This is a genomic window from Rhodococcus sp. 24CO (assembly GCF_050586165.1).
Taxonomy (GTDB): Bacteria; Actinomycetota; Actinomycetes; order Mycobacteriales; family Mycobacteriaceae; genus Rhodococcus_F.
On record NZ_JAZFNF010000002.1, the window covers coordinates 569,719 to 594,485 of the forward strand.

Consider the following 24,767-nt stretch of genomic DNA (forward strand, 5'->3'; position numbering starts at 1 on the left):
CATCACGGAAGTAGGAACCGAACATGAGCGTTGTGCTCACCGACTTCGCCGACGGCATTGCCGTCATCACACTCAACCGGCCCGAGGCCAGGAATGCGGTCGATCTCGAACTTGCAGAAGCCTTGGCTGCTGCGATCGACGAGTTCGAGGAGAGAACCGATCTCACTATCGCCATTCTGACCGGTGCTGGTGGAACCTTCTGCGCTGGTATGGATCTCAAGGGATTCGCGCGTGGGGAACGGCCGTCGTTACCCGGTCGTGGGTTTGCCGGTTTGACTGAGGCCCCGCCGTCGAAGCCGCTGATCGCAGCTGTCGAAGGTTGGGCACTCGCAGGCGGTTGCGAACTGGCCTTGGCGGCCGATCTGATCGTGGCGTCGACAGATGCGAAATTCGGCTTGCCCGAGGTGAAGCGGGGGCTCGCCGCTGCCGCCGGCGGCCTTCTGCGTCTGCCCAAGATTCTCCCGTATCAGCTGGCCATGGAGATCGCGATCACCGGTGACCCGCTCAGCGCGACGTTGGCGCATCATCACGGTCTGGTCAACCGGCTCACCGAACCTGGACAGGCGCTGACCGTCGCACGTGAACTTGCGGCCAGGGTAGCGGCAAACGGTCCACTGGCTGTTCGAGCGACCAAGCAGGTACTGGCAATGTCTGCCAAATACACCGACCCGGATGCTTTTGTCGCGCAGCGCGAATTCATCGATCCGGTCTTTGCTTCTCGGGATGCCAAGGAAGGTGCGACGGCATTCGCCGAGAAGCGCTCGCCCGTCTGGAGTGGCTCATGAGTGCCGAAACCATCGAGCGTGCGGCCGTCAGCATCGAGCGCATCGGCACTGTTGCCACGATCGTTCTCGACCGGCCACACCGTCGCAACGCCCTCGATCTCGATGCCTGGATCGCTCTGCGCGAGGCACTGCAAGAACTTCAGGAGGACTCGCAGATCCGCTCCGTGATCCTGACCGGCGCGGGCGGCACCTTCTGTGCGGGTTCCGATCTCGACAAGCGAGGTTCGTCGCACCCACTCGATCGCATGCGAGTCATCAACGCGACCGCCGTCGCATTGGGTGAGTTCCCCAAGCCCCTGGTGGCGAAGGTCGACGGGTTTGCGGTCGGAGCCGGATGGAACATGGCATTGCTCTGCGACTTCGTCGTGGCAGCAAAGGGTGCGAAGTTCAGTCAGATCTTTGCCAAACGGGGATTGTCCGTCGACTTCGGTGGGTCGTGGATCCTGCCGAGGCTGGTCGGCGTCCAGCAAGCGAAACGATTGGTGATGCTCGCCGAGACGATCGACGCACAGGAAGCCTACGAACTCGGATTGGTGACCTATCTGGTCGAACCGGCCGAGCTCGACGAACGCACGTCCGAACTTGCGCAGCGGTTGGCTGATGGTCCGCCTGCTGCGTTGAGTCAGTCGGCCGCCATGCTCGAACAGCACGCCTCGCTGACCTTGCGAGAGGCGTTGGACAACGAGGCGAGGGCGCAGGCCGTCAATTTCGCGACGGACGCTACCGACGCAGTTCGAGCCTTCGTGGAAAAGCGCGAGCCGGTCTTCACCGGAGAGTGGGCGCTGCCAGGGGCAACTCGAGTGGAATGAGGGATGCATAGCGGGTCGTATGATGGGTGAGTGGATCTGCACTTTGTCACCTACTTCGTCGCTGTTGTCGACCACGGTGGGATAACGAAGGCGGCTCAGGCTCTCTACATTTCGCAACCTTCGCTTTCTCAGGCGATTCGTACGCTCGAGCGCCGGTTGGGCGCTACGTTGTTCGACCGGACGGGTAGACGTCTGGTCCTCACCGATGCCGGCCGCACATTCGATCTAGCCGCCAGGCGAATCCTTGCCGACGTCGAGCGAGCGAAGGCCAAGGTGACCGCCGTCCGTGAACTCGAGTTCGGTCGTGTCGACGTCGTGTCGTACTCGGCATTCTCGATCGATCCGATGGTCGAGTTGGTTCGGCGATTCCGGGCCAACTTCCCGAAGATCGTCGTGCGGGTTCTCGATACCTTCGGACCAGCCGGGGTGGATACTGCCTTGAGGCGTGGATCCGCCGAGGTCGGAGTCACCGATCTGAGTATCGGATACGAAGGTCTGGTCACCGCACCGATAGCGACGCAGGAGATGGTGCTTGCCACGCATGCGTCGTTGTCCGACCGGCTTGTGAAACCGTTGGTCGATCCGGTTCGACGTGACGTCCTCCATGCTCTGCCACTGGTGGTAGATCTCGGAGATCAATCGAACCAATTCCGTTCTCTGCTCACCGCCGGGGCAGAGAACGTCGTGGTGGATTGTGTGCACCCCGTGACCACCTGGGAGCTCGTGCGTCGGGGTATCGGAGCCACAGTTGTGCCGAGAAAGGTTGCGCAGCAACAGATGAAGGATGTACTCGCGTTCTCGTTCGATCCGCCGCTGACCCGCGACGTCGGTCTTGTCCATCGCGCCGGCGAGCAGTCGCCCGCTGCCGCCGCTTTCATCGCAACGGCTGCCGAAATGGCTACCGCTGCTGCAGGATCCACGGCGAAGGATTGAATTGTGGAATTTCGACAGATGGAGTACTTTCTCGCGGTTGTCGAGAACAAGGGAATCAGCGGCGCGGCGGCTGCACTGGGCGTAGCTCAGCCGACAGTGTCTCAGGCACTGCGCGGGCTGGAACGCGAACTGGGAGTGAGGCTCTTCCATCGGATCGGGCGGGGGATGGTGCTCAGTGCAGCCGGGCGCAGTCTGGTCGGGCCCAGCCGGCAGGTGCTCCGCGATGTTGCTGCCGCCGAGGGGCAGTTGACTGCTACTGACGGCGCCGTCGTCGGTCGACTCGACATCATGGCGTTTCCCGCTCTCACGTCCGGAACCATCGTCGATCTGATCGCCGAGTTCTGCATTCGCTATCCCCGGGCGCGAGTGAGGTTCTCGGAGTTGGAGCGCGAAGACAATCTCGATTCTCTGATTCGCGACGGCCATTGCGAATTCGCGGTTGCCCATTTGCCCCTCGAAGCAGCGAAGGGATTCGAGATCATCGAGCTGGGGGAACAGGACTATCGACTGGTCTATCCTCTCGGAACCGTACTTCCGGAGGGGCCGGTGCGTCTTGCCGAGATGCCCGACATCCCCATGGTTTTTGTTCCTCGCGGAGCAGCGATGGGCGACGCTATCGAAGACTCGATTCGCAAGGCTGGAACGAGAACCGAACTTGCCGTCGTCACCGAGCAGCGGGAATCGAGGCTGCCCATGGTCATTGCCGGACTCGGCGGGTCGTTGGTCGAGCGTGCCGTGGCGAAGTCGATGCCGCAGCAGGTTGTCGAGCGGGCCTGTGAGCCGAGATTCCTGCGGACGTACGGGCTTGTTTTCGACCCGTCCATCCTCTCTCCGGTGGGGAAGGCATTCGTGGACTTGGTCCACGAATGCCTTCCGAGCTAGCGACGGCAGATACGTTCGCGCGCAGCCTCGTACTCTGCGGCGAGACGCTCGACCACGGAGTGCGTCGGAAGGACAGCGTCGATCGGCCCGATGCCCTGACCGGCGCCCCAGATGTCGCGCCACGCCTTGGTGTCGGTGTCCGCGGTCGCGAAACTCATTGCGGAAGGATCGGATTCGGCAAGGTTGTCCGGGTCCAAACCGGCGGCAACGATGCTGCCGCGCAGGTAGTTTCCGTGTACTCCGGTGAACAGGTTGGAGTAGACGATGTCGGAGGCCCCTGAACCCACGATCATCTCCTTGTACGCGGGATCGGCGTTAGCTTCTTCGGTTGCGATGAATGCCGAGCCGACGTAAGCCAGGTCGGCTCCCGCGGCGAGTGCAGCGAGAATCGAATCTCCGTGCGCGATGGCGCCCGAGAGCAGTAGTGGTCCGGCGAACCACTCGCGGATCTCCCGAATCAGAGCGAAAGGTGACTGTGTACCGGCATGACCACCTGCTCCGGCAGCTACCGCGATCAGGCCGTCTGCACCCTTCTCGACGGCCTTGCGTGCAAAGCGGTTGTCGATGACGTCGTGCAGGACGATTCCGCCGTACGCATGAACGGCATCGTTGATGTCGGTGCGCGCGCCGAGCGAGGTGATGACGATGGGAACCTCGAACTCGGCGATGGTCGCCAGATCCTCTTCCAGCCGGTTGTTTGACCGGTGGACGATGAGGTTGACGGCAAAAGGTGCGGACGGATTTTCCGGGTGCTGACGGTCATGTTCCTCACGCGCCACCGTGATCAGCTTGAGCCAATCCCGAAGTGCTGATTGCGGACGGGCATTCAGTGCCGGGAACGACCCGATGATCCCAGCGGTGCACTGTGCGATGACGAGGTCAGGAGTCGAGATGATGAACATCGGTGAGGCGAGAGCCGGTACACGCAACCGAGAAGTCAGATCGGCGAAGGTTGTCATCTAGGAAGCACCTGTCTTTCGACGGATTCGAGAAGTCTCGAGCGGAGATCGGTCTTGAGGACCTTGCCCGCAGCCGACGTGGGGAGTAGTTCGACCTCGACAACTTCGCGAATCTTCTTGTATGGCAGCACCTGCGCGGCGACAAACGACTTGATCTGCTCGGCGTCGAATTCGGCTCCGGGAATCATCACGACAAAAGCTACCGGCTCTTGGCCGTTGCTTCCCACCTCACGGCCGACGACCGCGGCCGTCGAGATTGCGGGGTGCGAGATCAGAATTTCCTCGAGTTCACGGGGATAGACGTTGTATCCCTTGTAGATGAGCATGTCCTTGGCCCGGTCACAGATGAAGAGGTATCCGTCCGAATCCTCGTACGCGATGTCCCCGGTGTCCAGCCACCCGTCGACAAATTGCTCTGCGGTGGTTTCCGGGTGGCCGAGATAGCCGTCGGTGACCTGAGGCCCGCGTACCCACAGTTCGCCGCGTTCGTTGTCGCCGAGCACTGTGTGTCTGTCGATCTGATCGCGAATCTGGATCTCGGTGTCGAAGATCGGGAAGCCGACGCTGCCCTGACGGTATTCCGAGCCGTTGATCAGCGGAGCCGCCGTGACCACACAGGTCGCCTCGGTCAGCCCGTAACCCTCGACGACAAGAGCTTTGGGAAATGCGCGGCGGAGAGTTGCGAGCGTGACGCTGTCGATCGGGGCGGCGCCCGAGGACACGACGCAGACGCTGTCGGTGTTGCGCACGATCGCGTCGGGGTGGACCGACAGTGCGTGCCACATGGCTGGAGAACCGGTGAGATAGGTGGCCCCGTGCTTTTCGATCAACTCGAGCATTCGGCCAGGTTCGAAACGGCCGGCAAATACTTGAGTGAGCCCGGAAATCAACAGGAACGACGTGTTGAGCAACGAATGTGCATGGAATAGGGGCGAGACCACGATGGTCGCCCCGGTTCCCGGCGTCGGACCGAGTACGTCGAGGCCGTCGATGCGTCGAGGCGTGACGAGACCGTCAGGACCTGCCTCCAACTCGTGCCCGGTTCGCCACCCACACATCTGAGTGATGTTGCCGACGACGTTGCGGTGAAGAACACGAACGCCTTTGGAGACTCCGGTGGTGCCGCCGGTGAACGCAATGTGTGCGATGTCGTCGCTACGAACGGAGGCAGGGGCGAATTCGGTGGGTAGATCGGCGATGAAGGAGTCGAACGCCACGACCGTCTCCGGTGCGTCGACGTCGCTCTCGATGTCCTGAACCATCACGATCGTACGTACGGAGGTTCCTGAAGAGGCCGCGAACAGTATCTGCAGCTGCGAACTCTGAGTGACCGCAGCAACAGCGGACGTCTCTTCGATCTGTTTGCGCAGTCCAAGTTCTGGCTGCAGCGGATTGACCAATGTGACTGTCGCCCCGGCCTGCAGGCATCCGTAGTAGGCCTGGAGGAACTCGACGCAGTTCCCGAGGTGCATCAAGACGACATCACCGACACCGACTCCGGACTGCCGCAGTGCGCCGGCGAATTGTGCACTGCGCTCACCGAGTTCGCGGAACGTGCACGTGCGCTCACCGTCCACGACAGCGAGGCGGTCACCGTAGAGAGCCGCCATGCTGGGCGCCCAGTACGCCATGGTGGTATCCGGATACTGCATGTTGTGGCGCAATTGTGGATTGGCGGTCATGCTCGCGCCCGTCACCTGGGCGCCATTCGGATAGCGCCGTCGAGTCTGATGGTTTCGCCGTTGAGATAGCCGTTTTCGAGGATGGATACCGCTAGCTGGCCGAACTCGTCTGGACGACCCAACCGCGACGGATTGGGAACCGAGGCTTCGAGGCCTGCCCGCACGTCTTCGCGCAGACGTGCCAGCAACGGTGTGTCCATGATGCCTGGCGCGATGGTGTTGACGCGGATACCTCGGCTGGCGAGATCGCGGGCAGCGGTGACGGTCATTCCGACGATCCCGGCTTTGGATGCCGTGTAGTTGATCTGGCCGATCTGACCTTCGAAGGCTGCGACCGACGCCGTCATCACGATGGCGCCGCGCTCACCGTCCGCGGCATCGAGTTCTGCCATCCGCTCGGCGCCGAGACGAAGTGCGTTGAACGAACCGACAAGATTGAGCTTGACGACAAACTCGAAATCCTCGACCGATCCGGCTTTACCGTCCTTGTCGAGAATGCGCATGCGACGTCCGGCACCCGCGCAGTGGACAACAGCGCGTAAGCCACCGCGTTCGTGCGCCGCATCGAGTGCGTCCGCGAATTGTTCGCTGTCGGTGATGTCGGCCTCGACGAACTGCGCCGCCGCTCCGAGGTCCGCTGCTATCTGCTTACCTTCGGAGGAAGGCAAGTCGATCAACGTGACATGCGCTCCGGCGTCGAGCAGCCGTCGAGCGGTGGCCAGGCCCAAACCTGAAGCGCCGCCCGTGATCGCGGTGGAAAGTCCCTCGAGTTTCATGAATCAATTCTTCTTTCCTGCTGGATGACGTGTCGGTCCGACAATGACGTCGGGTCAGATCAATTCGAGAATTGTCGCGTTGGCCATGCCGCCGGCTTCGCACATCGACTGCAGTCCGTAACGGATTCCGTTATCGCGCATGTGATGCGCGAGTCGCGTCATCAGAATTGCGCCTGATCCTCCGAGTGGGTGGCCGACCGCGATCGCGCCGCCGAGCGGATTCACACGATCGATGGCCGCGCCGGTTTCAGCCTGCCAGGCAAGCGGAACGGGCGCGAACGCCTCGTTGATCTCGAAGGCGCCGATGTCGTCGATGGACAACCCGGATCGCTGCAATGCCTTTGCAGTGGCAGCAATCGGACCGGTGAGCATGATGACAGGATCATCGGCCGCGACAACTGCGGTGTGAATGCGGACGAGTGGTTTCCAACCGCGTGCTCGGGCGTACTCACTGGTCGTGACGAGTGTGGCGCCGGCTCCGTCGGAAATCTGAGAAGAGTTGCCGGCGTGGATCACTCCGTCTGCGTCGAAGGCCGCCGGCAGTTTCGCGAGCGACTCCAGGCTTCCCCCTCGCCGAATCCCTTCGTCCTGAGACAAATCGGCGATCGGAGCGATCTGTCCGGTGAATGCGCCTGCATCGGTGGCGCTGGCCGCGAGTTCGTGTGAGCGGAGTGAGTATTCGTCGAGAGCCGTCCGTGTGAGGGCCCATTTCCGAGCCATCATTTCGGCACCGGTTCCCTGACTGAATCCGTCGACACCGAAGCGTTCGAGTACCGAAGCGGGGAAATGCTCACCGTTCTTGCTGGCGGTTCCCATCGGAACTCGAGACATCGACTCGACGCCGCCGGCGACGACCACGTCGTTCTGACCGGAGATGACGGTGGCCGCGGCGAAGGAGACTGCCTGTTGGCTCGATCCACAGGCTCGGGTGAGCGTGACCCCGGGAACGCTGTCGGGCCAACCGGCGGCGAGTGCCGCTGTGCGGGCGATGCTTCCGGCTTGTTCGCCGACCTGACTGACGCATCCCCAGATCACGTCGTCGACCGTCGCCGTATCGAGTCCCGTCCGTTCGGCGAGTGCGCGCAGTACATGTGCGGACAGATCGGCCGGATGGATCTCCGAGAGGGAGCGGCCGCGACGGCCGATCGGTGTACGTACTGCGTCGACGATGACGGCATCTCGCATGTGTCTCTCCTGCTGTTCGGGCCCGGTATTTCGTGCTTGCTTCGAGTCGATCACGAGCGATATCGATCCGGCAATGTCTTTCGGTGAATGGCTTTGTTAGTGAATGGCTATGAGAGGAGTACTCAGCCGCGGATGAGCTTTCGATCGCGATCCGGATTGGCGAAGACGAGGACCAGAATCGCGGCGATGACGCCGATGATGCCGATCGCCTGGAAGGACTGGGCGTAACCGTCGGCAGGCGTTGCGGCGTTGTCCACGATGACTCCCGTTGCGTAAGGCGCAATCAGGCCGCCGATCGACATGATGGCCAGGAAGAATCCCATGGTCCCGGCAGTCTGCTGCGGCGGGCACAGTTCGGAGATCGCAGCGTTGATAAGCGGGAACGTAATTGCCGAGAACCCGTAACCGATCGACACCATGGCAACCGCGACGGCGGGAGCGGAGATCTGCGGCAGGAACAGGAGAATGGACCCGCAGATCAGAACCCCGACACAGGGAACGATGACGCGAACCGTGCGAGATGTGAAACCGCGGCCGATCAACTTGTCGGTGACGGAACCGGAGGTGATCATGAGGACCAGGCCCACGATCGACGGCAGCGCAAACATCGAACCGGCTTGCATCGCACTGTAACCGAGGCCGACCTCGAAGTACGACGGCAGCCAGGTGAGGACGACGGTGGTCAGTGCGTAAATGGCGGCGATGAGAAAGCAGCAACTGACGAACGTGCGGGAAAGCAGGATCTTGCGCCACGGAACGTTCGGTTCGGTGACGGCTTGTGCAGTCGTCGCGACTGCTTCGTCGGTATCGGCGTGCTTGGTCGCCTTGACTGCCTTGCTCGTGTACGGGCCCTCGGACCAACCGGCCAGCCAGCAACCCATCCACACCAGACCGAGAACGGAGAGCGAGAGAACTGCTGCGCGCCAACCGTAATGAACGGCGATGAACGTCAGCACGGGTGCGAGGGCGATCTTTGCGACGGAAGCGGATCCGGCGAGCATCGCGCCGGGAAGGCCGCGCTTGGCCGGTGGGTGCCACGAATATGCGGCGGTGTGCATCAGAGCCGAACTGGGTCCCTCGGCAAGTCCGAGCAGCATCCTCGAGACGATCAGCATCGCGAGACTTGCGCCGAGAACGAGGGGGAGCATGACCACGGACCAGATCGCCGCCAAGATCAGCAGCGCCCAACGCAGGGTCAGGTACTTGTTCAGCGGTCCGGCCAGGAAGCCGCCGATGCAGAACATCAGGAAGAACAGTGAGCCGACCATGCCGATTTGCGACGACTTCAGCCCGAGCTCACGAGCCAGCGGTTGCGCGATGATTCCGAGGACTGCTTTGTCTGCGTAGTTGACGATGTAGAGGAAGACGACCAGTCCGGTCATCGTCCATGCCCGCTTGCGGGTGCCGAAGACAGGGACCGAAGACGCTTCTGGCTGGACGTCGTTGCGATGCTGCGCGATGTTGGTCACGGGCGTCCCTTCGAGGTTGGTTGGCGGTTGCGATCGTGATCGAAGCGCGGCCTCGAAGCGATCGATTGTGTGCGTTGCCGGCTGTTCCATTCAACGTGTTCTGGATCACTTTCGGCAATGTCGCGTCGGTGATCGGAACGATAGCGGTTGCCTATGTGTCGCAGGTCAGGGTGCATTGGAATGCCCTATCGGACGCATAGGTGATGGGTGTTGGATCGAACGCGGCAGATTGAGGCAAGGTGTGAAAAAAAGATCACCTTGGTTTCCCTCGACCGACTGGAGTTCATACATGCAGCGCACCGTGTTCAACGAGGATCACGAGGCATTCCGGGCAACCGTCCGCGATTTCATCGCGAAGGAAGTGACGCCAGTCCACGAGAAGTGGGAAGAGGACGGTCACCCGCCCCGTGATTTCTACCGACGGCTCGGAGAGCTGGGCGTACTCGGAATTCAGGTGCCGGAAGAATACGGCGGAGGCGGCGAGAAATCGCTCAAGTTCAACGTCGTCGTCGCCGAGGAAGTTGCCGCGGCCGGGGCGTCGTTCGGCTCGCAGTCGGTGCATACGAACCTGATCCTGCCGTACCTGCTCGAGTACGCGAACGACGAACAGAAGAATCGGTGGCTGCCCGGGTTTGCGTCCGGCGATCTGATGTTTGCGATTGCCATGACCGAACCGGGAACGGGTTCGGATCTGGCGAACATCGCGACGTCGGCCAAGCTGTCCGAAGACGGTACGCACTACGTGGTCAACGGAGCCAAGACGTTCATCACCGGCGGCGTACTCGCCGATCGGGTCCTGGTGGTGTGCCGCACTTCGCCCAGTACGGCAGAGAACCGTCGTAGTGGATTGTCGATTCTGGTGGTGGACACGTCGTCACCTGGTTTCTCGGTGGGGCGCAAGATCAACAAGATCGGACTCAAGACCTCGGATACCGCGGAGCTTTCGTTTGTCGACGTCCAGGTACCTGTCGAGGATCGGCTCGGCGAGGAAGGTGGCGGCTTCAGCTATTTGACCCATAACCTGGCCCAGGAACGATTGACCATCGCTTTCGGTGCGGCCGCGACTGCCACTGCAGCGCTTCGCTTTGCCATCGACTACGTCAAGGACCGCAAGGTGTTCGGCAAGCCCGTTGCGGCGTTCCAGAACACCAAATTCGTTCTGGCGGAGTGCGCTACCGAGGTTGACGCCATCCAGTTGGTGTCCGACAACGCGCTCGAGTGCCACGACCGTGGCACGCTGACCATCGCCGACGCGGCAAAGGCGAAGCTGTTCTGTACCGAGGCAGCAGGTCGAGTAATCGACAAGTGCCTCCAGCTGCACGGTGGGTACGGCTACATCACCGAGTATCCCATCGCACGCCTTTACGCTGACACGCGCGTCACGCGAATCTACGGTGGCACAAGTGAAGTCATGAAGACCATCATCGCAAAAGATCTTGGCCTCTGACAGTTCGTGCGTACCTACAACTTCGGCCTCGGGAGAATTTCCCGAGGCCGACGTTGTATACGGGTGATCAGAGCGGCGGAACGCCGACGGTGCCGTTCTTTGCCAGCTCAGCTGCATGATCTGCCGTCGTGCCGAGTATGTCGGCCAGGACGGTCACGGAATCTTCGCCGACCACCGGGGCTGGTCCGGTCGTGAAGTGAGTTCCGTCGAATGATGCGGGATGGCCGGCGGCCAGGTAGGAACCGATGCGAGGTTGTTCGAGCGTCGTGAACATCGGGTTCTTCTCGAGTTCGCCGGATTCGACAACCGTTTCGAAACTACGGTAGCGCTCGGACAGGATCGATGTCTTGTCCAGTGCTGCAGCAACTTCGCTACCGCTGTGTTCGCGGAACCAACGCGAGAACAGTGCGGTGAGCACCTCGCGGTGGGTGTACCTGTCGGCCTCGGTGGTGAAATCTGCGCCCAGGGCAGCTTCGACGGCTTCGACGGCGACGGTTGTGCCGGTCATGGCCGTGAGGTCACGGAAATGGCGGGTGGTCAGCGCGACGATCATGAAACGTTCGTTGTCGCTGGTGAGGAAATCGATTCCGTACGTTCCGTACACCGCGTTGCCGCCGGACGTGCGGCTGTGTCCGTTGATCTGGACCTCGGTGAAGTATCCGAGTGTGCCCGCCGTTGCGAGCGCGACGTCTTCGAGGGGCAGGGTGATCTGTGACCCCTCGCCGGTGGTGTCACGTTTGCGTGCTGCTGCGGTAATCGCCAGTGCCGCATGTAGTCCGCAGGCCATGTCCCAGGCGGGAAGTACGTGATTAACCACGCCGGCATGGTCGGCAGGGCCGGTCATCATCGGAAATCCCAACCCGGCGTTGACGGTGTAGTCGACTCCGGGGGAGCCGTCGCGGCGGCCCAGGATTTCGAGGGTGATGACGTCTTCTCTCAGAGCAGCGAGGGTGGCGTGACTCATCCACGCGCGCCCGCCCGCGTTGGTGACCAGGATGCCGTTACCGCGGCCGGGTGCGGTGACGAGTCGTTGCACCAATGCCTGCCCCTCGTCGGAGCGCATGTTCACGGCGAGTGACTTCTTGCCCTTGTTCAGGCCCGTCCAGTAGATGCTCTCGCCCTGGTCGGTCACCGGCCAACGGTTGTAATCCGAAGCGCCGCCGATGGGATCGATTCTGATGACCTCGGCGCCGAGTTGGGAGAGGGTCAGTCCGCACAGGGGAGCCGCGACGAAGCTGGAGATCTCGATGATGCGGAGTCCTGCCAACGGGCCGGCGGAGGTGTTCTGGGTGGTCATGATGGTCCTTAGCGTGTCGGTCATGCCATCAGAGCTGTGAATCGCCAGTCCAGCACGGGAGTGTCGGTGGCAGAGCTGTTGTGGGAGAAAACAAGTGATCGAAGCTCGACTGCAGTGCCGTGTTCGAGTGGAGTTGCGCTCTCGACGCGGAGTTCGCTCGTGAGCGTATCGCCTTCGTGGACAGGTCCGGTGTGATCACACGAATGCCATCCGAGAACGGTGACCAGGTTCGGGAGTGCCCGAGTGGCCTGAGCGAGGGCGATTCCTATGGTGTGGCCACCGTAGACGAGACGGCCATGGGCGGCGACGCGTTCGTCGTGATGTGTCGCCGCGATATTGAGGCTCAACCGGGCGAGTTCAGGTGCGCTGGAGACGACGTCGCCGCTGCTGCGGTGGATCGAACCGACCAGTGCCTGCTCGAAGTGCTTGCCGGGAACCTTGTTTCGGTAAGCATCGAGGTTCCAGTCTTGCGGCGTCACGTACGGGGCGAGCGCGTCAGGGCCGATGGACGACAGATCGTCGTCGTGCCGGGTGCGCCCGTCGTCGGGATTGCCGCTCAGAGGCAGCATCGCACAGCGGTAGAAGTCGAGAACGGTGTTGCCGTTCTGGTCCGTGGACGTCATCCGCAGTGCTGCAAGGCCGGTGGGGGCGCGGCCGGGCTTGGACGAGTTTTCGCGCAGTCCCACCACCTCGGTACGCGTGTACAGGGTGTCGCCGAGTAGTGGGAACCTGTGGAATCGCAGTCCGCGGTAGAAGAGGTTGGCCTTCACGTGGTGGGTGACCACCGTGGACTGGCCGATCGCGATGTCGGTGACCAAACCGGGATTGGCAACGGGTGCAGGGCTACCCGTGACCGCCGTCGAGAGATGGGCGTCGAGGGAAAGCCGCATCCGGTCGCCGAGGATGGCCTGATGGGTGGCGGCGAGGCCACTCGTCAGCGTTACGGCGGGGGCTTCGTCGAAAACCTGCCCGTGGGTGAGTTCGTCGAAATACGGTCCACCAACATAATGCTCGCTCATATTCTGACTCCTTATGCTCGGGCGAGTGTGCGACGTGCTGCGACGGCGACGGCTTCGTCGAGCATCTGGCCGTCGAGTTGTGCGGCGCCGGCGCCCGAGGCTTCGGCTTCATCGAGTGCGCCCAGAACACGTCGGGCGTCGGTGACATCGGAGTCCGACGGTGTGAATGCCGCAGTAGCGGAATCGATCTGCGCCGGGTGGATGACCCACTTTCCGTCGAATCCGAGCGCGCTGGTCCAGGCTGCGGAGTGCCGGAAGGCGTCGTCGTCGGTGATTCCGAGGAAGGGTCCGTCGATGGCAGCGATACCGGCGGTGCGGCAGGCGATCAGAATTCTGTCCTGCACGGCCAGCCAGTGCTCCGGGAGAGCGGTCCGTGAGCGTCCCAGTGTTGCACCGAGATCGGCGTATCCGATGACGATTGCCTGCAGTCGCGTCGTCGATCCGGTGACGGCGTCGACGTTCGAGACGCCCAACGGTGTCTCGATGAGCGCTTGCAGGGTTACGGAGTTTCCGCCTGCTGCCACGAGAAGCCGCTGCGCTTCGAGGAGTTCCTCGGCGGATTCCACCTTCGGGACTATCGCACTGGTCAATGATTCGCCGAGTGTGCCGCACGCGGTCATGTCGCCCTCGAACCACGGGGTGGTCGGTCCGTTGACGCGCACGGACACGGTTCGGGTTGCGCCGAACTCGCGAACAAGTTCGGCGACAAGCTCGCGGGCGGTGTGTTTGTTGGCCGTGGTGACGGCGTCTTCGAGATCGAGGACCACCTCGTCCGCGGTCGAGTTCAGTGCTTTGCGTGCTTTGCGCTCGTCTGATCCAGGAGCGACCAGGGAGGTGCGGCGTCGGACAGGTCGGTACTCGTTGCTAGTCACGTGTGTCGATTACCTCGATCAGGGCCCAAATGTACGGCCAGTTGAAAATGTGGTGAGTTGCCGTGAATCAGTCGAGATTGCAGGCCTATATCCAGAATTGCACTGGTCTTGCCACGATGCTGGCAGCATTTGCGGGTGGCTGTCAAGGCGAAGTGTTGACAAAGGGCTAACAATGGCTAAATATGGCCGTACAAACTTTGAACAATGTCGAGGCGGATTCATGCTCAAGCTCAACGACGAAGAGACCTTCCTGGTCGACACGGTGCGATCGTTCATAGATCGCGAGGTCAAGCCCTCCGTGCAGGAGGTGGAGCACGCGAACGAATATCCCGAAAAGTGGATCGACCAGATGAAGCAGATCGGGATCTACGGCCTCGCCATTCCCGAGGAATACGGTGGATGCCCAGTATCGATGCCTTGCTATGCGCAGGTAACCCAGGAGCTGTCCAGAGGTTGGATGACACTGGCGGGTGCAATGGGTGGCCATACGGTGGTAGCCAAGCTCATCACCCTGTTCGGCACCGAGGAACAGAAACTGAAGTATCTGCCGCTGATGGCAACCGGTGAAATTCGAGCCACCATGGCTCTTACCGAACCTGGTGGTGGCTCGGATCTGCAGGCGATGACCACCAACGCCAAGAGTGACGGTACCGATCTGGTCATCAACGGAGCCAAGACCTGGATCACCAATGCGCGGCGATCCGGTGTGATCGCACTGTTGTGCAAGACGGATCCTTCGGCAAGTCCGCGGCATGCCGGTATCTCGATCGTCCTGGTCGAACAGGGCGAGGGGCTCAACGTTTCCCGTGATCTCCCCAAGCTCGGCTACAAGGGCGTCGAGAGTTGCGAGTTGTCCTTCGACAACTACCGCATCTCCGAAGACGCGATCCTCGGTGGCGTGCCTGGCAAGGGCTTCGGACAGATGATGAAGGGCCTCGAAACCGGCCGTATCCAGGTGGCCTGCCGGGCGCTCGGCGTCGCGACCGCCGCACTCGAGGATTCGCTTGCCTATGCCCAGCAGCGTGAAAGCTTCGGCAAGCCGATCTGGAAGCATCAGTCGATCGGTAACTACCTCGCGGACATGGCCACCAAGCTGACCGCGGCTCGGCAATTGACCTGGCACGCGGCAGAGAAGTACGACAGCGGCGAGCGGTGCGACATGGAAGCCGGAATGGCCAAGCTGTATGCGTCCGAGGTTGCCATGGAAATTGCGTTGTCCGCGGTCCGCATTCACGGTGGCTACGGTTATTCGACGGAATACGACGTAGAGCGCTATTTCCGGGACGCTCCACTGATGATCGTGGGCGAGGGTACCAACGAGATTCAGCGCAACGTCATTGTCGCGCAGCTGGTTGCGCGCGGTGGTCTGTGACCACTCGGTGAGCCAGTAGAATCTGAATGCTATGAGCGGTAAGGAAAGAGAGACGGAGCCGGCGTACCAACGCCTCTCCCGTGAGCTTCGTCAGCAGATAACCGCCGGAACTTACCGCGACGGTCTTCAGTTGCCCACCGAATCCGAACTGGCGAGCCGGCACGGCGTGAGCCGGCAGACGGTTCGACGAGCATTCCACGACCTGGTTTCCGAGGGCATCGTGTACCGGGTTCCGGGTCGTGGCACGTTCGTGACGGAGAACAGTGGCCAGTATCTGCGGCATCTGGGGTCGATCGAAGACCTGATGAATTTGTCGAAGGACACGACAATGGAAGTGATCTCGCCGCTGGTTCGGCGCGTGGATATCGAGGCGGCAAGCAGGCTCCGGTTGGATACGGATGTGGTGTACACGGTGGCATTTCGCCGATTTCACGAAGGCATTCCCTTTGTGCAGACCACCGCGCACCTGCCCGAAGCGGTTGCCCGTCACATCGTCGATGCACCCGAAATGCTGGCAGGTGCCGTCAGCTCCTATACCGTGATCGGATTATTGGAGCCATTGCTGGACAGTCCGATAATTGAAGCAGCGCAGTCGATTACAGTTGCACCAGCCACTGCTGACGTGGCCAGAGGCGTCAACTGTGAACCTGGGCATGCGATGTTGCGCGTCGATCGCCTGTATACCAATGCTGCCGGGCTGGCCAATGAACTGTCGGTGAGTTACTTCCTGCCCGAGCAGTACACCTATCGAGTGACGCTACGACGAGGTGCGCACTAGCGGTTCCCGCATTCGTATCTCGTTGTCACCCAAAATCTCTCAGGAGAGACTATGCGAGTTTTCAACGGAATCGACGACGTCGAGTCGGCAGTAGGCGAGCACCTCGGATACAGCGAGTGGTTTCCGGTCACCCAGGAGCGAGTCGACAAGTTTGCCGAAGCTACCGAAGACCACCAGTGGATTCACGTGGATCCCGAACGCGCCGCGCAGGGTCCGTACGGCGGCACCATTGCACACGGTTACCTGACCCTGTCGCTACTGCCCGTGCTCGGTGCCCAGGTGATGCGCGTCGACGGCATAGCCATGACGGTCAATTACGGCAGCAACAAGGTTCGATTCCCTGAGCCGGTGAAGGTCGGTTCGTCGGTGCGAGCGGGAGCGGAGATTCTCTCCTTCGAGCGCACTGCGAAGGGCGCGACGATTGTCGTGCGCTACACGATCGAGATCGAGGGGGCAGGAAAGCCCGCTTTGGTAGCGGATACCGTTCGCCTGCTCGTCGTCTGATTCATTCCCATACTTACAGAACAAGATTCGAGGAAGTTGATGAAACGAGCAGCGCTGGTTGCGCCGGTTCGGACCGGGGTGGGTCGCTTCGGCGGTGCACTACGTGATGTGCCTGCCGAGACTTTGGCAGCCACAGTGATCAAGGAGACGGTTCGTCGCAGCGGCATCGATCCCGCGCTCATCGACGATGTTGCGATGGGGCAGTCGTACGCCAATTCGGAGGCACCGTGCATCGGCCGGTGGGCAGCGCTCGAGGCGGGGCTTCCCATCTCGGTTGCAGGTTTTCAGACGGATCGCCGATGCGGAACGGGCCTGCAGGCCGTCATCACCGCGGCGATGATGGTCCAAACAGGCGCTGCCGACGTGGTTCTCGCAGGCGGCGTCGAATCGATGAGCGGCATCGAACACTACACCACCGGAGCGCGGTGGGGCACCAAAGCCGGTGGGCTGCAACTGTTCGACAGGCTTGACCGTGGCCGTGAGCGGTCACAGCCGGAGTGGCGATTCGGCAAGATCAGCGGCATGATCGAAACTGCCGAGAATGTTGCGCAACGCTGCGACATCAGTCGCGAGCAGTCTGATCAGTTTGCGGTGGACAGTCATCGCAAGGCGACGGCAGCGCGAGATTCCGGCCGTTTCGACACCGAGATCGTCTCCGTGGAACTGACCGATCGCAAGGGCAACGTCACGGAGTTCCGCAGCGACGAGGGAATTCGCGACGACACGTCGATGGACACGCTCGGTCGGTTGCGCACCGTCACGAAGGGCGGCGTCGTCACGGCCGGAAACGCCAGTCAGCAGAATGATGCTGCCGCAGCGATGTTGGTGGTTGCCGAAGATCGATTGGACGAGTTGGGTCTCGAACCGATCGGCTTCCTGGACAGTTGGGCTGCCGCTGGCTGTGAACCCGCGCTGATGGGACTCGGTCCCGTCGCAGCAGTGTCGAAGCTCTTTGCCCGGACCGGGGGCAGCTTCTCCGATTTCGAGTTGGTGGAGTTGAACGAGGCATTTGCGTGCCAGGTTCTCGGCGTCGTGAAGGAATGGGGTTTCGAGGACCTCGATCGGCTCAACGTCAACGGCTCCGGGATTTCACTCGGACATCCCGTCGGGGCGACGGGTGCCCGAATGACGACTACAGCCCTGCATGAACTCAGCCGGCGCGGTAGCGGAAAAGCGCTGCTGACCATGTGCATCGGCGGCGGGCAGGGCCTGGCTGCTGTGGTGGAGTCCGCCTGAGCACACCCTGAGTACACTCCGTATGAGGGACAACAGCACTACGGAGGCGGTCGGGCATGGAGTCAAGCGGCGCTTTGAACATCGCCGATGTCCGGCGCGGACAGGCGGCGCTCGAGGGCCTGGACGTGACTGTGTGGGCCAACAGGTTTGAACTGCTGTCCGACGCCAATCGCCTTCGTCTTCTCCTGTGCCTGCATCACGCGCCGGGTATCTGCGTCACGGACCTGTCCGTGGCATTGGGAATGAGCGGGACGGCTGTCTCGCATGCACTTCGGTTGCTTCGGAGCCAGGGGTGGGTGACGGCGACGCGAGACGGCCGTTCGATGCGATACCAATTGGCTGACGACACAGTTCACCAGCTACTGCACTCGATCGGCGCCACGCACTTCGGCGACGATCCCACACATGGTCACACGCACGACTGAATTACGGAGTGGCGAAGAATTTCTCCACGGCCGGTGCGGCATTCGGGTTTCCGTTCATGATGCCGTTGCCCAGGCCGATGCCCGTTCCGATGGCTCCGCCGACGATGCATCCGGCGATGAAATTGGGGAAGATCGACAAACACCCAATTCCGATACCCGTGGCCGCACCGCCGAGCGTCGACTGTAAACCACCGTTGTTCCACCCGATATTGATTTCGTTTGTCATGGTGTCGAACGCAGCTTGTTTGGCATCGTTACCGGGGAAGAGCGTCGCTGCAGTCGGACTGTTCGTACTTACCGGTTGATTGAACGGGTCGAAGCCGGTGTTCGGAGCCGCCACAGCCGTGCCGGCGCCTGCGCCGACGGCAGCAACGACAATCGCGGTCATGGTCAGAGTTCGGGACAGTTTCATGGGGAAAGCCAATCTGTCTGTGTGGAACTTTCGGGCACAAGCGGACCCGTCGACTTCCTCGCGACGGGTCGTGACAAGTGGCTACCCAGCTCCGATACCCCTGAAACCGCCCAGTCTCATTCGTTATTCGACAGACGAGCGCGGAGCGCTTCGTTCTCAGTGGTGAGCCTGGCAAGGTCCGCTTGGAGTGAGTCGATGTGTTCCTGCAGTGGCTTGCGGGCCAGCGCCAGAGATTCGTCCATTCGTTCCTTGTCGTAGCGCGGAGTGATGTTTCGTGCGCAGTTCCAATCGAACGCTTCCACGTCGACGACTATCGAGCGCTGCGCCTTGGCCGACATAGTGCCGCCGGGAACCTCCAGAAGTTGTTGCAGCAGCGCGGGGTCGGCATCGGCGTCGACTACGTGAGCCCGACCGTAGATTTTCAGGCGGGTTCGTGTCGGATAGTCGACGACAAAAAGCGAGACGCGGTTGTTGGTCTCGAGATTGCCGAGCGTCACGAACTGTTGATTTCCGGGCAGGTCGGCAAAGCCGATTCGGTTCGGGCCCAACACGTGGAGAAATCCGCGAGGACCACCACGATGCTGGATGTACGGCCAACCGTCGGAAGTGACCGTGGACAGGAAGAACGAATCGACAGACGTAACGAAACCCTGAGCGCGAGAGTCGAATTCCATGGGTCCGGTATCGGGCTGATCGAGTTTCGATCCGTAGATCGTGAAACTGCCCGACTCACGCTGACGCTCGACCGCAGCGGGTGAGAACGCGATGTGCGCGTATCGACTCGACATGTTTACTCTCCTTGCGCTCAGTGCCAACGATGATCTTGCGCTCAGTGCCAACGATGATCGGCGATAGCGGTGCGTGGCCCGAACTTCGGTTTGACGGCCTGGCCGCTGACCTGCAGGAGTCGGACCGCCCGATACCGATGCGGTTGCAGGGGAGCGAGGTACTCGACCATACGAGCGTCGTCGATCGGTTCGCCGAGGAGTGACCAGCCGACTACTGCGGCGAGATGGTAATCGCCCACCGACAGAGCGTCCGAATCCCCGAACGCACGCTGAGCAACTTCGGCTGCGGTCCAGATACCGACGCCGGGCACGGCTCGCAGGCGCCTCGTCGCTTCCGTCCTCGAGAACGCCGACGCTTGCTCCAGTCGATCGGCGACCCGAGCGCACTGCACGATCGTCCTGGATCTTGCCGGGTCGACGTTCGCGCGATGAAACTCCCACGACGGCATCCGTCGCCACTGATCCGCGGTGAGTGGAACTCGCATTCCGTCGGGCGCCGGTCCGGGAGCGCGTTCTCCGAACTTGGTCAGCAGACGTCGCCACGCTGCAAAGGCGTCGACGCCATGGACCCGTTGCTCGAGGATGGCGGGGACGAGGGCCTCCATGACGCGTCCGGTGCGTCCGATCCGCAGATGCGGGAAGCGTCGATGAGCTTCGGCCAGCTTGGGATGTTCGGGAGCAAAATCGTCGGCTTCGTCGTCGAGACCGAGCAGTGCTTCGGCTCCACCCAGGAATTCCGTAGCGCCGACTCCCCAGGCCTGCACGCGGATGGTGTGGCGATTCGACTGCGTGATGCGGTAGGTCACAGGACCCGAGAGTTGGCGGGAAACTCGCCAGATCGCGCCGTCCGGGGCATTCCTGTGAGCGGGGTCGCCAGGTCCGCGCTGATGCGGGCTGAGCGTCAGCGCGGCATCGAGTGGTCGCTGAGAAGTCACCGTGACTTCGGCAGCCTCGAGTTTCGGCGTCATTGTCGGCCAGCGTATCTGCAACGGTCGCCCCGCGTTCAGACACATGTCGGTGGGGCAACGTAAGGTCCCAGCCATGATCATCGTGAGCACCGACGGATCCTGTCTGCGCAACCCCGGCGGAGCTATCGGCTGGGCTTGGGTAAATCACGAGGGTCCGTCGATGTCGGGCGGCGAATCATCCGGAACCAATCAGATCGCCGAGTTGAGGGCGCTCTTCGAGGCCGTTGTCGCTCACCCCGGAGACGAGCCTTTGCTCATCGAATCGGACTCCCAATACGCCATCAAATGTGCGTCCGAGTGGCTGCCGAGTTGGAAGCGTAAGGGCTGGAAAACCGCGAGCGGCGGCGCCGTCAAGAACTTGGAACTGGTGCAGGGCATCGACCGTGCCATCACCGATCGTGTCGGGCCGGTGCGTTTCCGTTGGGTGCGCGGGCACGTGGGCAACCACTACAACGAGATGGCCGACAAGCTGGCAGGCGAAGCTGCCCGCGCCATCGTCTCCGGGGACATACCGTCGGTACCGCTTGCGGCGCAGACTCCGGCGACGGTGAAGAAAGAAGTAACCGTCGTGAACTCCTCATACAAGGAGAAGTCCACGACGGCTGTCGAACCGGAAGATCTGTTCACACTGTTCTGAAAAGGCGCACAGGGGGCGCAGCCGCCTAGATCAAGCTGCCTTCGTGCACTGCTCGATCGAATGCGGGCAACGGGCCGCCGGCACGCAGGGTGGTTGCGAGTGCCGGATCAGCCAAGTGCAAGCGACCGATCGCGATCAGATCGAACTCACCGCTGCCGACGCGCTCCTCGAGTTGCGGGATGTTGTCCACGACGGGCGCAACGCCTTCGATGCGACTGTCGCGCAGCGACTTTCCGATCCCGACGCTGCCGACGGCCATCGTGACGGCGCCGGTCAGCTTCTTGGCCCAGCCGGCGAGCGAGAGGTCGCTGCCTTCGAAGGCGGGGACGTCGAAGCGACGGATGCTGGCGTCCAGCACGTCGACCCCGGCATCGACCAAAGCGCCCAGGATCACGCCCAACTCTTCCGGGGTCTCCGCGATCTTCGCGGTGAAATCCTGCTGCTTGTGCTGGGAGAAGCGGTAGATGATCGGCAGATCCGGGCCGATCGCTTCGCGGATGGCAGCCACGACGGCTGCGGGGAACTTGGTACGACGCTCCAAGTCGCCGCCCCACGCGTCGTCGCGCCGGTTGGTGCCTTCCCAGAAGAACGAATCCAGCAGGTAGCCGTGGCCGCCGTGGATGGCGATGCCGTCGAAGCCGAGCTCGACAGCGTGCTTCGCACTGCGGACGTAGGCGGCGATCACGTCTTCGATGTCCTGCTCGGTCATCGCGGCGGTTGTGGCCTGAGCGCGCTCGACGTAGGCGGCGGAGTACGAAGTGACGCCGAGCGGGCCCCACTCACCGGACGGGCGCATCGGCTTGAGCGAAGGATCCATCTGCGTCATCGCGCCCCACAGCGGGCCGACGTGCCAGAGTTGCGGCACGATCTTTCCGCCGGCCCCGTGAACGTCGTCGATGACCTTGCGCCAACCGGCCTGAGCGGCGGGAGTGTGAAGGTTGGGGACGTTTGCGTGGTCCACCGCAGTGACGTGGTCGATCGCAACGCCTTCGGTGACGATCAGCCCGGTGCCGCCCTCAGCGCGTCGACGGTAGTAGTCGGCGACATCCTGTCCGGGGACGCCCTCGATGGAGTAGGTGCGCGTCATCGGGGACATCACGATGCGGTTGGGCAATTCGAGCGAACGAATGCGCAGAGGCTGGAAAAGGGGACTGGTCATGTCAATCACAGTGCTTTCATGAATCGGAAGAATCCGGGGTCCTGATCGACGCGCAACCTCGTGAGAGTGCGGTAGCTGATCAGCCACTTACCGTTCTCTTTGCGGTATTCCTCGTGGTAGTGGCCGTAGCCGTGCAGGTGCAGTTCCTTCTCACCGTCGTTCCACCACAGCATGTCCTCCATGGCCCAGATTCCCGTGGCGGTGGTGGGGGACGTCAGCACGATTTCAGGGGTGTGTGCGTGGTGCGCCGTGGTGAGAGGAATTTCGCCGTCGAGCATGTTCCGAATGGCGTTGGTGAGTTTCTCGATACCGACCACCTGATTGGAGGTGTCACCGGTCTTGGGTTGCTTGTCCGTGGGGAGGCCACCCCAGGTTTCGCTGACGACGTCCTCGGTGTGCAGTGTCGGGTAGATATGCCACTGCTTGGTGTCCATGCAACGCAGGCGAGCCGAGAAGACCTTCTTGATTTCCTCGATTGCGAGTAGTTCCTCGACAGGACTGAGCGACGCGACTTCGGACTCGGTCAAAGACATGCAACCTCCAGCAGTAATCGGCACGATGCCTTCAGATTCGAGTGCGCACGGCCTTGCCGTCAATCACCTGTCTCAGTGAGCGCGACAGCACTCGGTATGGTCGAGCAAACGGAAGGAGCGCTCGCTATGTGCGTAGATACGGATTCGGTCCCCGGGGCCGAGGAGATCGCCGCGGTTCGGGACTTCTGGGATGAGTTGGGTGTTCCGGGCTTGATCGACGTTCACACCCACTTCATGCCCAAGAGTGTCATGGACAAGGTGTGGGGGTACTTCGACTCGGCTGGGCCGATGATCGGTCGGCCATGGCCGATCACGTATCGCATGGTGGAAGAGGAGCGCGTACATCGGCTGCGTGAATTCGGAGTCCGCGCCTTTACCTCGATGATCTACCCGCACAAGAACGCGATGGCCGAGTGGCTCAATCAGTGGGCCGTCGAGTTTGCCGCGCAGACACCTGATTGCCTGCATACGGCTACGTTCTATCCCGAGGAGTCGGCGGCGTCCTACGTCGGACAGGCTGTGGAGTCGGGAGCTCGAATCTTCAAGTCCCACATCCAGGTCGGCAATTACGATCCGAACGATCCGCTGCTCGACGACGTGTGGGGTCAGCTCGAGGATGCCGAGATACCGATCGTCATTCATTGCGGCTCAGGGCCGGCGCCGGGTACGTTCACCGGTCCGGATCGGATCGCGTCGCTGCTGGCGCGCTACCCGAGGTTGCCGCTGATCATTGCCCACATGGGCATGCCGGAGTACAGCGAATTCCTTGATCTTGCAGAGGCGTACGGGAATGTGCGCCTGGATACAACGATGGCGTTCACAGATTTCACGGAAGAGCAGTGTGCCTTTCCGAAGTCGGATATCTCTCGCCTGATCGACATGCAGGACCGGATACTCTTCGGGAGCGATTTCCCGAACATTCCGTACCCGTATCTCAAATCGTTGCAAGCACTTACGCGGTTCGATCTCGGGGACGAGTGGTTGCGCGCCGTCGTACACGACAACGCGGCCAAGCTCTTCTCGGTGAGCTGAGCCCACCGAGAAGAACTTCGACTCAGCGCAGTGAAGAGCGTCGGCTCAGCGCAGTTTGATGCTGCCGCCGTCGGCCATCAACGTCTGACCGGTCATGTACTGCGAGTCGTCGCTCGCGAGGAACACAGCGACCGGAGCGATGTCGGTCTCGGGATCACCGATACGCCCGAGGGGCACCTTGGCGCGCGATGCTTCTGCGCGTTCCGGGAACGCCTCGGCCCACTTGACGACGCCTTCGGTTGCGGCGAACGGGCAGATCACGTTGACGCGAATGCCTTCCGGTGCCCACTCGTTGGCAACGACGCGAGTCAGGCCGCGTACAGCTTCCTTGGCTGCTGCGTACGACGTCTGGGTGGGCATACCGTCCAAGCCGGAACCGGAGGCGAAGTTGATGACCGAACCCTTGGTCTTCGCCAGTTCGTCGTGGCACGCCTGCATCAGGTGGACAACGGGGTAGAAGCCGGTGTTGAAGGACAGATCGAACATGTCCTGCGTCGTTTCCAACAACGGAGCCTGGCGCGACGCGTGAGCGTTGTTGACCAGGATGTCGAGCTTGCCGAATGCTTCGAGCGCGGCGTCGCGGATTTGCTCGGCCGAACCTGCTGCAGCAAGGTCGACGTTGAGGAACTTGCCGGAGCCGGCCAGTTCCTGCTCGAGGGCCTGGCCCTGCTCGTCGTTGATGTCGACGAACAGGACCTTCGCGCCTTCACGGGCAAAAACTCGGGTGATTGCGCGACCGATTCCACCGGCGCCTCCGGTGACAATCGCTACCTTGCCGTTCAGCCTCATGAAAACGCTCCTTCTGTGT

General features: G+C 61.9%; 26 protein-coding genes. 12 read left to right on the forward strand and 14 right to left on the reverse strand.

Going from position 1 to position 24,767, the window contains the following annotated elements:
• Positions 1-23: 23 nt before the first annotated feature.
• Genes V2B23_RS06925 through V2B23_RS06940 form a run of 4 tightly spaced genes read left to right on the forward strand, consistent with a single transcriptional unit; the run spans position 24 to position 3,409 of the window.
• The gene (locus tag V2B23_RS06925; protein ID WP_430949666.1) at positions 24-785 is read left to right on the forward strand and encodes a crotonase/enoyl-CoA hydratase family protein; all 762 of its coding nucleotides are present in this window, start codon (positions 24-26) and stop codon (positions 783-785) included.
• Positions 782-1,594, forward strand: coding sequence for an enoyl-CoA hydratase/isomerase family protein (locus tag V2B23_RS06930; protein WP_430949667.1), 813 nt, complete (start codon positions 782-784; stop codon positions 1,592-1,594). The genes V2B23_RS06925 and V2B23_RS06930 overlap by 4 nt, the downstream gene beginning before the upstream one ends.
• 30 nt (positions 1,595-1,624) lie before the next feature.
• Positions 1,625-2,527 carry a LysR family transcriptional regulator gene (locus V2B23_RS06935; protein WP_430949668.1) on the forward strand — a complete coding sequence of 301 codons (903 nt, stop codon included), beginning with the start codon at positions 1,625-1,627 and terminating at the stop codon, positions 2,525-2,527.
• A gap of 3 nt (positions 2,528-2,530) precedes the next feature.
• Positions 2,531-3,409 carry a LysR family transcriptional regulator gene (locus tag V2B23_RS06940; protein ID WP_430949669.1) on the forward strand — a complete coding sequence of 293 codons (879 nt, stop codon included), beginning with the start codon at positions 2,531-2,533 and terminating at the stop codon, positions 3,407-3,409.
• On the opposite strand, the gene V2B23_RS06945 is transcribed toward V2B23_RS06940, so the two are convergent.
• From V2B23_RS06945 to V2B23_RS06965, 5 genes are all read right to left on the reverse strand, one after another.
• Positions 3,406-4,368, reverse strand: a complete 963-nt coding sequence (locus tag V2B23_RS06945; protein ID WP_430949670.1) for an NAD(P)H-dependent flavin oxidoreductase — start codon at positions 4,366-4,368, stop codon at positions 3,406-3,408. The genes V2B23_RS06940 and V2B23_RS06945 overlap by 4 nt on opposite strands.
• Entirely contained in the window at positions 4,365-6,050 is a 1,686-nt protein-coding gene (locus V2B23_RS06950) for a class I adenylate-forming enzyme family protein (protein ID WP_430949671.1), read from the reverse strand. The genes V2B23_RS06945 and V2B23_RS06950 overlap by 4 nt, the downstream gene beginning before the upstream one ends.
• Before the next feature lie 11 nt (positions 6,051-6,061).
• Positions 6,062-6,826: an SDR family NAD(P)-dependent oxidoreductase gene (locus V2B23_RS06955; protein ID WP_430949672.1), complete on the reverse strand. Its 765-nt coding sequence runs from the start codon at positions 6,824-6,826 to the stop codon at positions 6,062-6,064.
• A 54-nt stretch (positions 6,827-6,880) separates the two neighbouring features.
• Positions 6,881-8,011 carry a thiolase family protein gene (locus V2B23_RS06960; protein WP_430949673.1) on the reverse strand — a complete coding sequence of 377 codons (1,131 nt, stop codon included), beginning with the start codon at positions 8,009-8,011 and terminating at the stop codon, positions 6,881-6,883.
• A 122-nt stretch (positions 8,012-8,133) separates the two neighbouring features.
• Entirely contained in the window at positions 8,134-9,471 is a 1,338-nt protein-coding gene (locus V2B23_RS06965) for an MFS transporter (protein ID WP_430949751.1), read from the reverse strand.
• A gap of 298 nt (positions 9,472-9,769) precedes the next feature.
• On the opposite strand from V2B23_RS06965, the gene V2B23_RS06970 reads away from it, so the two are divergent.
• Positions 9,770-10,927, forward strand: coding sequence for an acyl-CoA dehydrogenase family protein (locus tag V2B23_RS06970; protein ID WP_430949674.1), 1,158 nt, complete (start codon positions 9,770-9,772; stop codon positions 10,925-10,927).
• Positions 10,928-10,994: 67 nt separating this feature from the next.
• Here V2B23_RS06970 and V2B23_RS06975 read toward each other — a convergent pair whose 3' ends face one another.
• The 3 genes from V2B23_RS06975 to V2B23_RS06985 are packed head-to-tail and all read right to left on the reverse strand — an operon-like array spanning position 10,995 to position 14,115.
• The gene (locus V2B23_RS06975) at positions 10,995-12,224 is read right to left on the reverse strand and encodes a CoA transferase (RefSeq protein WP_430949675.1); all 1,230 of its coding nucleotides are present in this window, start codon (positions 12,222-12,224) and stop codon (positions 10,995-10,997) included.
• Positions 12,225-12,244: 20 nt separating this feature from the next.
• Complete coding sequence (locus tag V2B23_RS06980; RefSeq protein ID WP_430949676.1) at positions 12,245-13,243, reverse strand: MaoC family dehydratase; 999 nt, start codon at positions 13,241-13,243, stop codon at positions 12,245-12,247.
• 11 nt (positions 13,244-13,254) lie between these two features.
• On the reverse strand, positions 13,255-14,115 hold the full coding sequence (locus V2B23_RS06985) for an HpcH/HpaI aldolase/citrate lyase family protein (protein ID WP_430949677.1): 861 nt from the start codon (positions 14,113-14,115) through the stop codon (positions 13,255-13,257).
• Positions 14,116-14,335: 220 nt separating this feature from the next.
• Between V2B23_RS06985 and V2B23_RS06990 the strand changes: the two genes are divergently transcribed.
• Genes V2B23_RS06990 through V2B23_RS07010 form a run of 5 tightly spaced genes read left to right on the forward strand, consistent with a single transcriptional unit; the run spans position 14,336 to position 18,430 of the window.
• On the forward strand, positions 14,336-15,487 hold the full coding sequence (locus V2B23_RS06990) for an acyl-CoA dehydrogenase family protein (protein ID WP_033233268.1): 1,152 nt from the start codon (positions 14,336-14,338) through the stop codon (positions 15,485-15,487).
• A gap of 31 nt (positions 15,488-15,518) precedes the next feature.
• Positions 15,519-16,265, forward strand: coding sequence for a GntR family transcriptional regulator (locus tag V2B23_RS06995; RefSeq protein WP_430949678.1), 747 nt, complete (start codon positions 15,519-15,521; stop codon positions 16,263-16,265).
• A 51-nt stretch (positions 16,266-16,316) separates the two neighbouring features.
• Entirely contained in the window at positions 16,317-16,769 is a 453-nt protein-coding gene (locus tag V2B23_RS07000) for a MaoC family dehydratase (protein ID WP_430949679.1), read from the forward strand.
• 39 nt (positions 16,770-16,808) lie between these two features.
• A complete protein-coding gene (locus tag V2B23_RS07005; protein ID WP_430949680.1) occupies positions 16,809-18,005 on the forward strand; it encodes an acetyl-CoA C-acetyltransferase in 1,197 nt (398 codons plus the stop codon).
• A gap of 56 nt (positions 18,006-18,061) precedes the next feature.
• A complete protein-coding gene (locus V2B23_RS07010) occupies positions 18,062-18,430 on the forward strand; it encodes an ArsR/SmtB family transcription factor (protein WP_430949681.1) in 369 nt (122 codons plus the stop codon).
• 1 nt (position 18,431) lies between these two features.
• On the opposite strand, the gene V2B23_RS07015 is transcribed toward V2B23_RS07010, so the two are convergent.
• From V2B23_RS07015 to V2B23_RS07025, 3 genes are all read right to left on the reverse strand, one after another.
• Entirely contained in the window at positions 18,432-18,842 is a 411-nt protein-coding gene (locus tag V2B23_RS07015; RefSeq protein ID WP_033233259.1) for a hypothetical protein, read from the reverse strand.
• Between the two features lie 116 nt (positions 18,843-18,958).
• Entirely contained in the window at positions 18,959-19,630 is a 672-nt protein-coding gene (locus V2B23_RS07020; RefSeq protein WP_430949682.1) for a pyridoxamine 5'-phosphate oxidase family protein, read from the reverse strand.
• A 41-nt stretch (positions 19,631-19,671) separates the two neighbouring features.
• Positions 19,672-20,598, reverse strand: a complete 927-nt coding sequence (locus V2B23_RS07025; protein WP_430949683.1) for a DNA-3-methyladenine glycosylase family protein — start codon at positions 20,596-20,598, stop codon at positions 19,672-19,674.
• 73 nt (positions 20,599-20,671) lie between these two features.
• On the opposite strand from V2B23_RS07025, the gene V2B23_RS07030 reads away from it, so the two are divergent.
• Positions 20,672-21,235 (forward strand): ribonuclease H family protein, encoded by a 564-nt coding sequence (locus tag V2B23_RS07030; RefSeq protein ID WP_430949684.1) that lies wholly within the window; start codon positions 20,672-20,674, stop codon positions 21,233-21,235.
• A 25-nt stretch (positions 21,236-21,260) separates the two neighbouring features.
• Here V2B23_RS07030 and V2B23_RS07035 read toward each other — a convergent pair whose 3' ends face one another.
• Both V2B23_RS07035 and V2B23_RS07040 read right to left on the reverse strand, forming a co-directional pair.
• A complete protein-coding gene (locus V2B23_RS07035; RefSeq protein WP_430949685.1) occupies positions 21,261-22,394 on the reverse strand; it encodes an NADH:flavin oxidoreductase in 1,134 nt (377 codons plus the stop codon).
• Between the two features lie 5 nt (positions 22,395-22,399).
• On the reverse strand, positions 22,400-22,927 hold the full coding sequence (locus tag V2B23_RS07040; protein ID WP_033233253.1) for a nuclear transport factor 2 family protein: 528 nt from the start codon (positions 22,925-22,927) through the stop codon (positions 22,400-22,402).
• A 126-nt stretch (positions 22,928-23,053) separates the two neighbouring features.
• Here V2B23_RS07040 and V2B23_RS07045 point away from each other — a divergent pair, with 126 nt between their 5' ends.
• On the forward strand, positions 23,054-23,959 hold the full coding sequence (locus V2B23_RS07045) for an amidohydrolase family protein (RefSeq protein ID WP_430949686.1): 906 nt from the start codon (positions 23,054-23,056) through the stop codon (positions 23,957-23,959).
• Between the two features lie 45 nt (positions 23,960-24,004).
• Here V2B23_RS07045 and V2B23_RS07050 read toward each other — a convergent pair whose 3' ends face one another.
• Positions 24,005-24,748: an SDR family NAD(P)-dependent oxidoreductase gene (locus V2B23_RS07050; RefSeq protein ID WP_430949687.1), complete on the reverse strand. Its 744-nt coding sequence runs from the start codon at positions 24,746-24,748 to the stop codon at positions 24,005-24,007.
• Positions 24,749-24,767 lie beyond the last annotated feature (19 nt).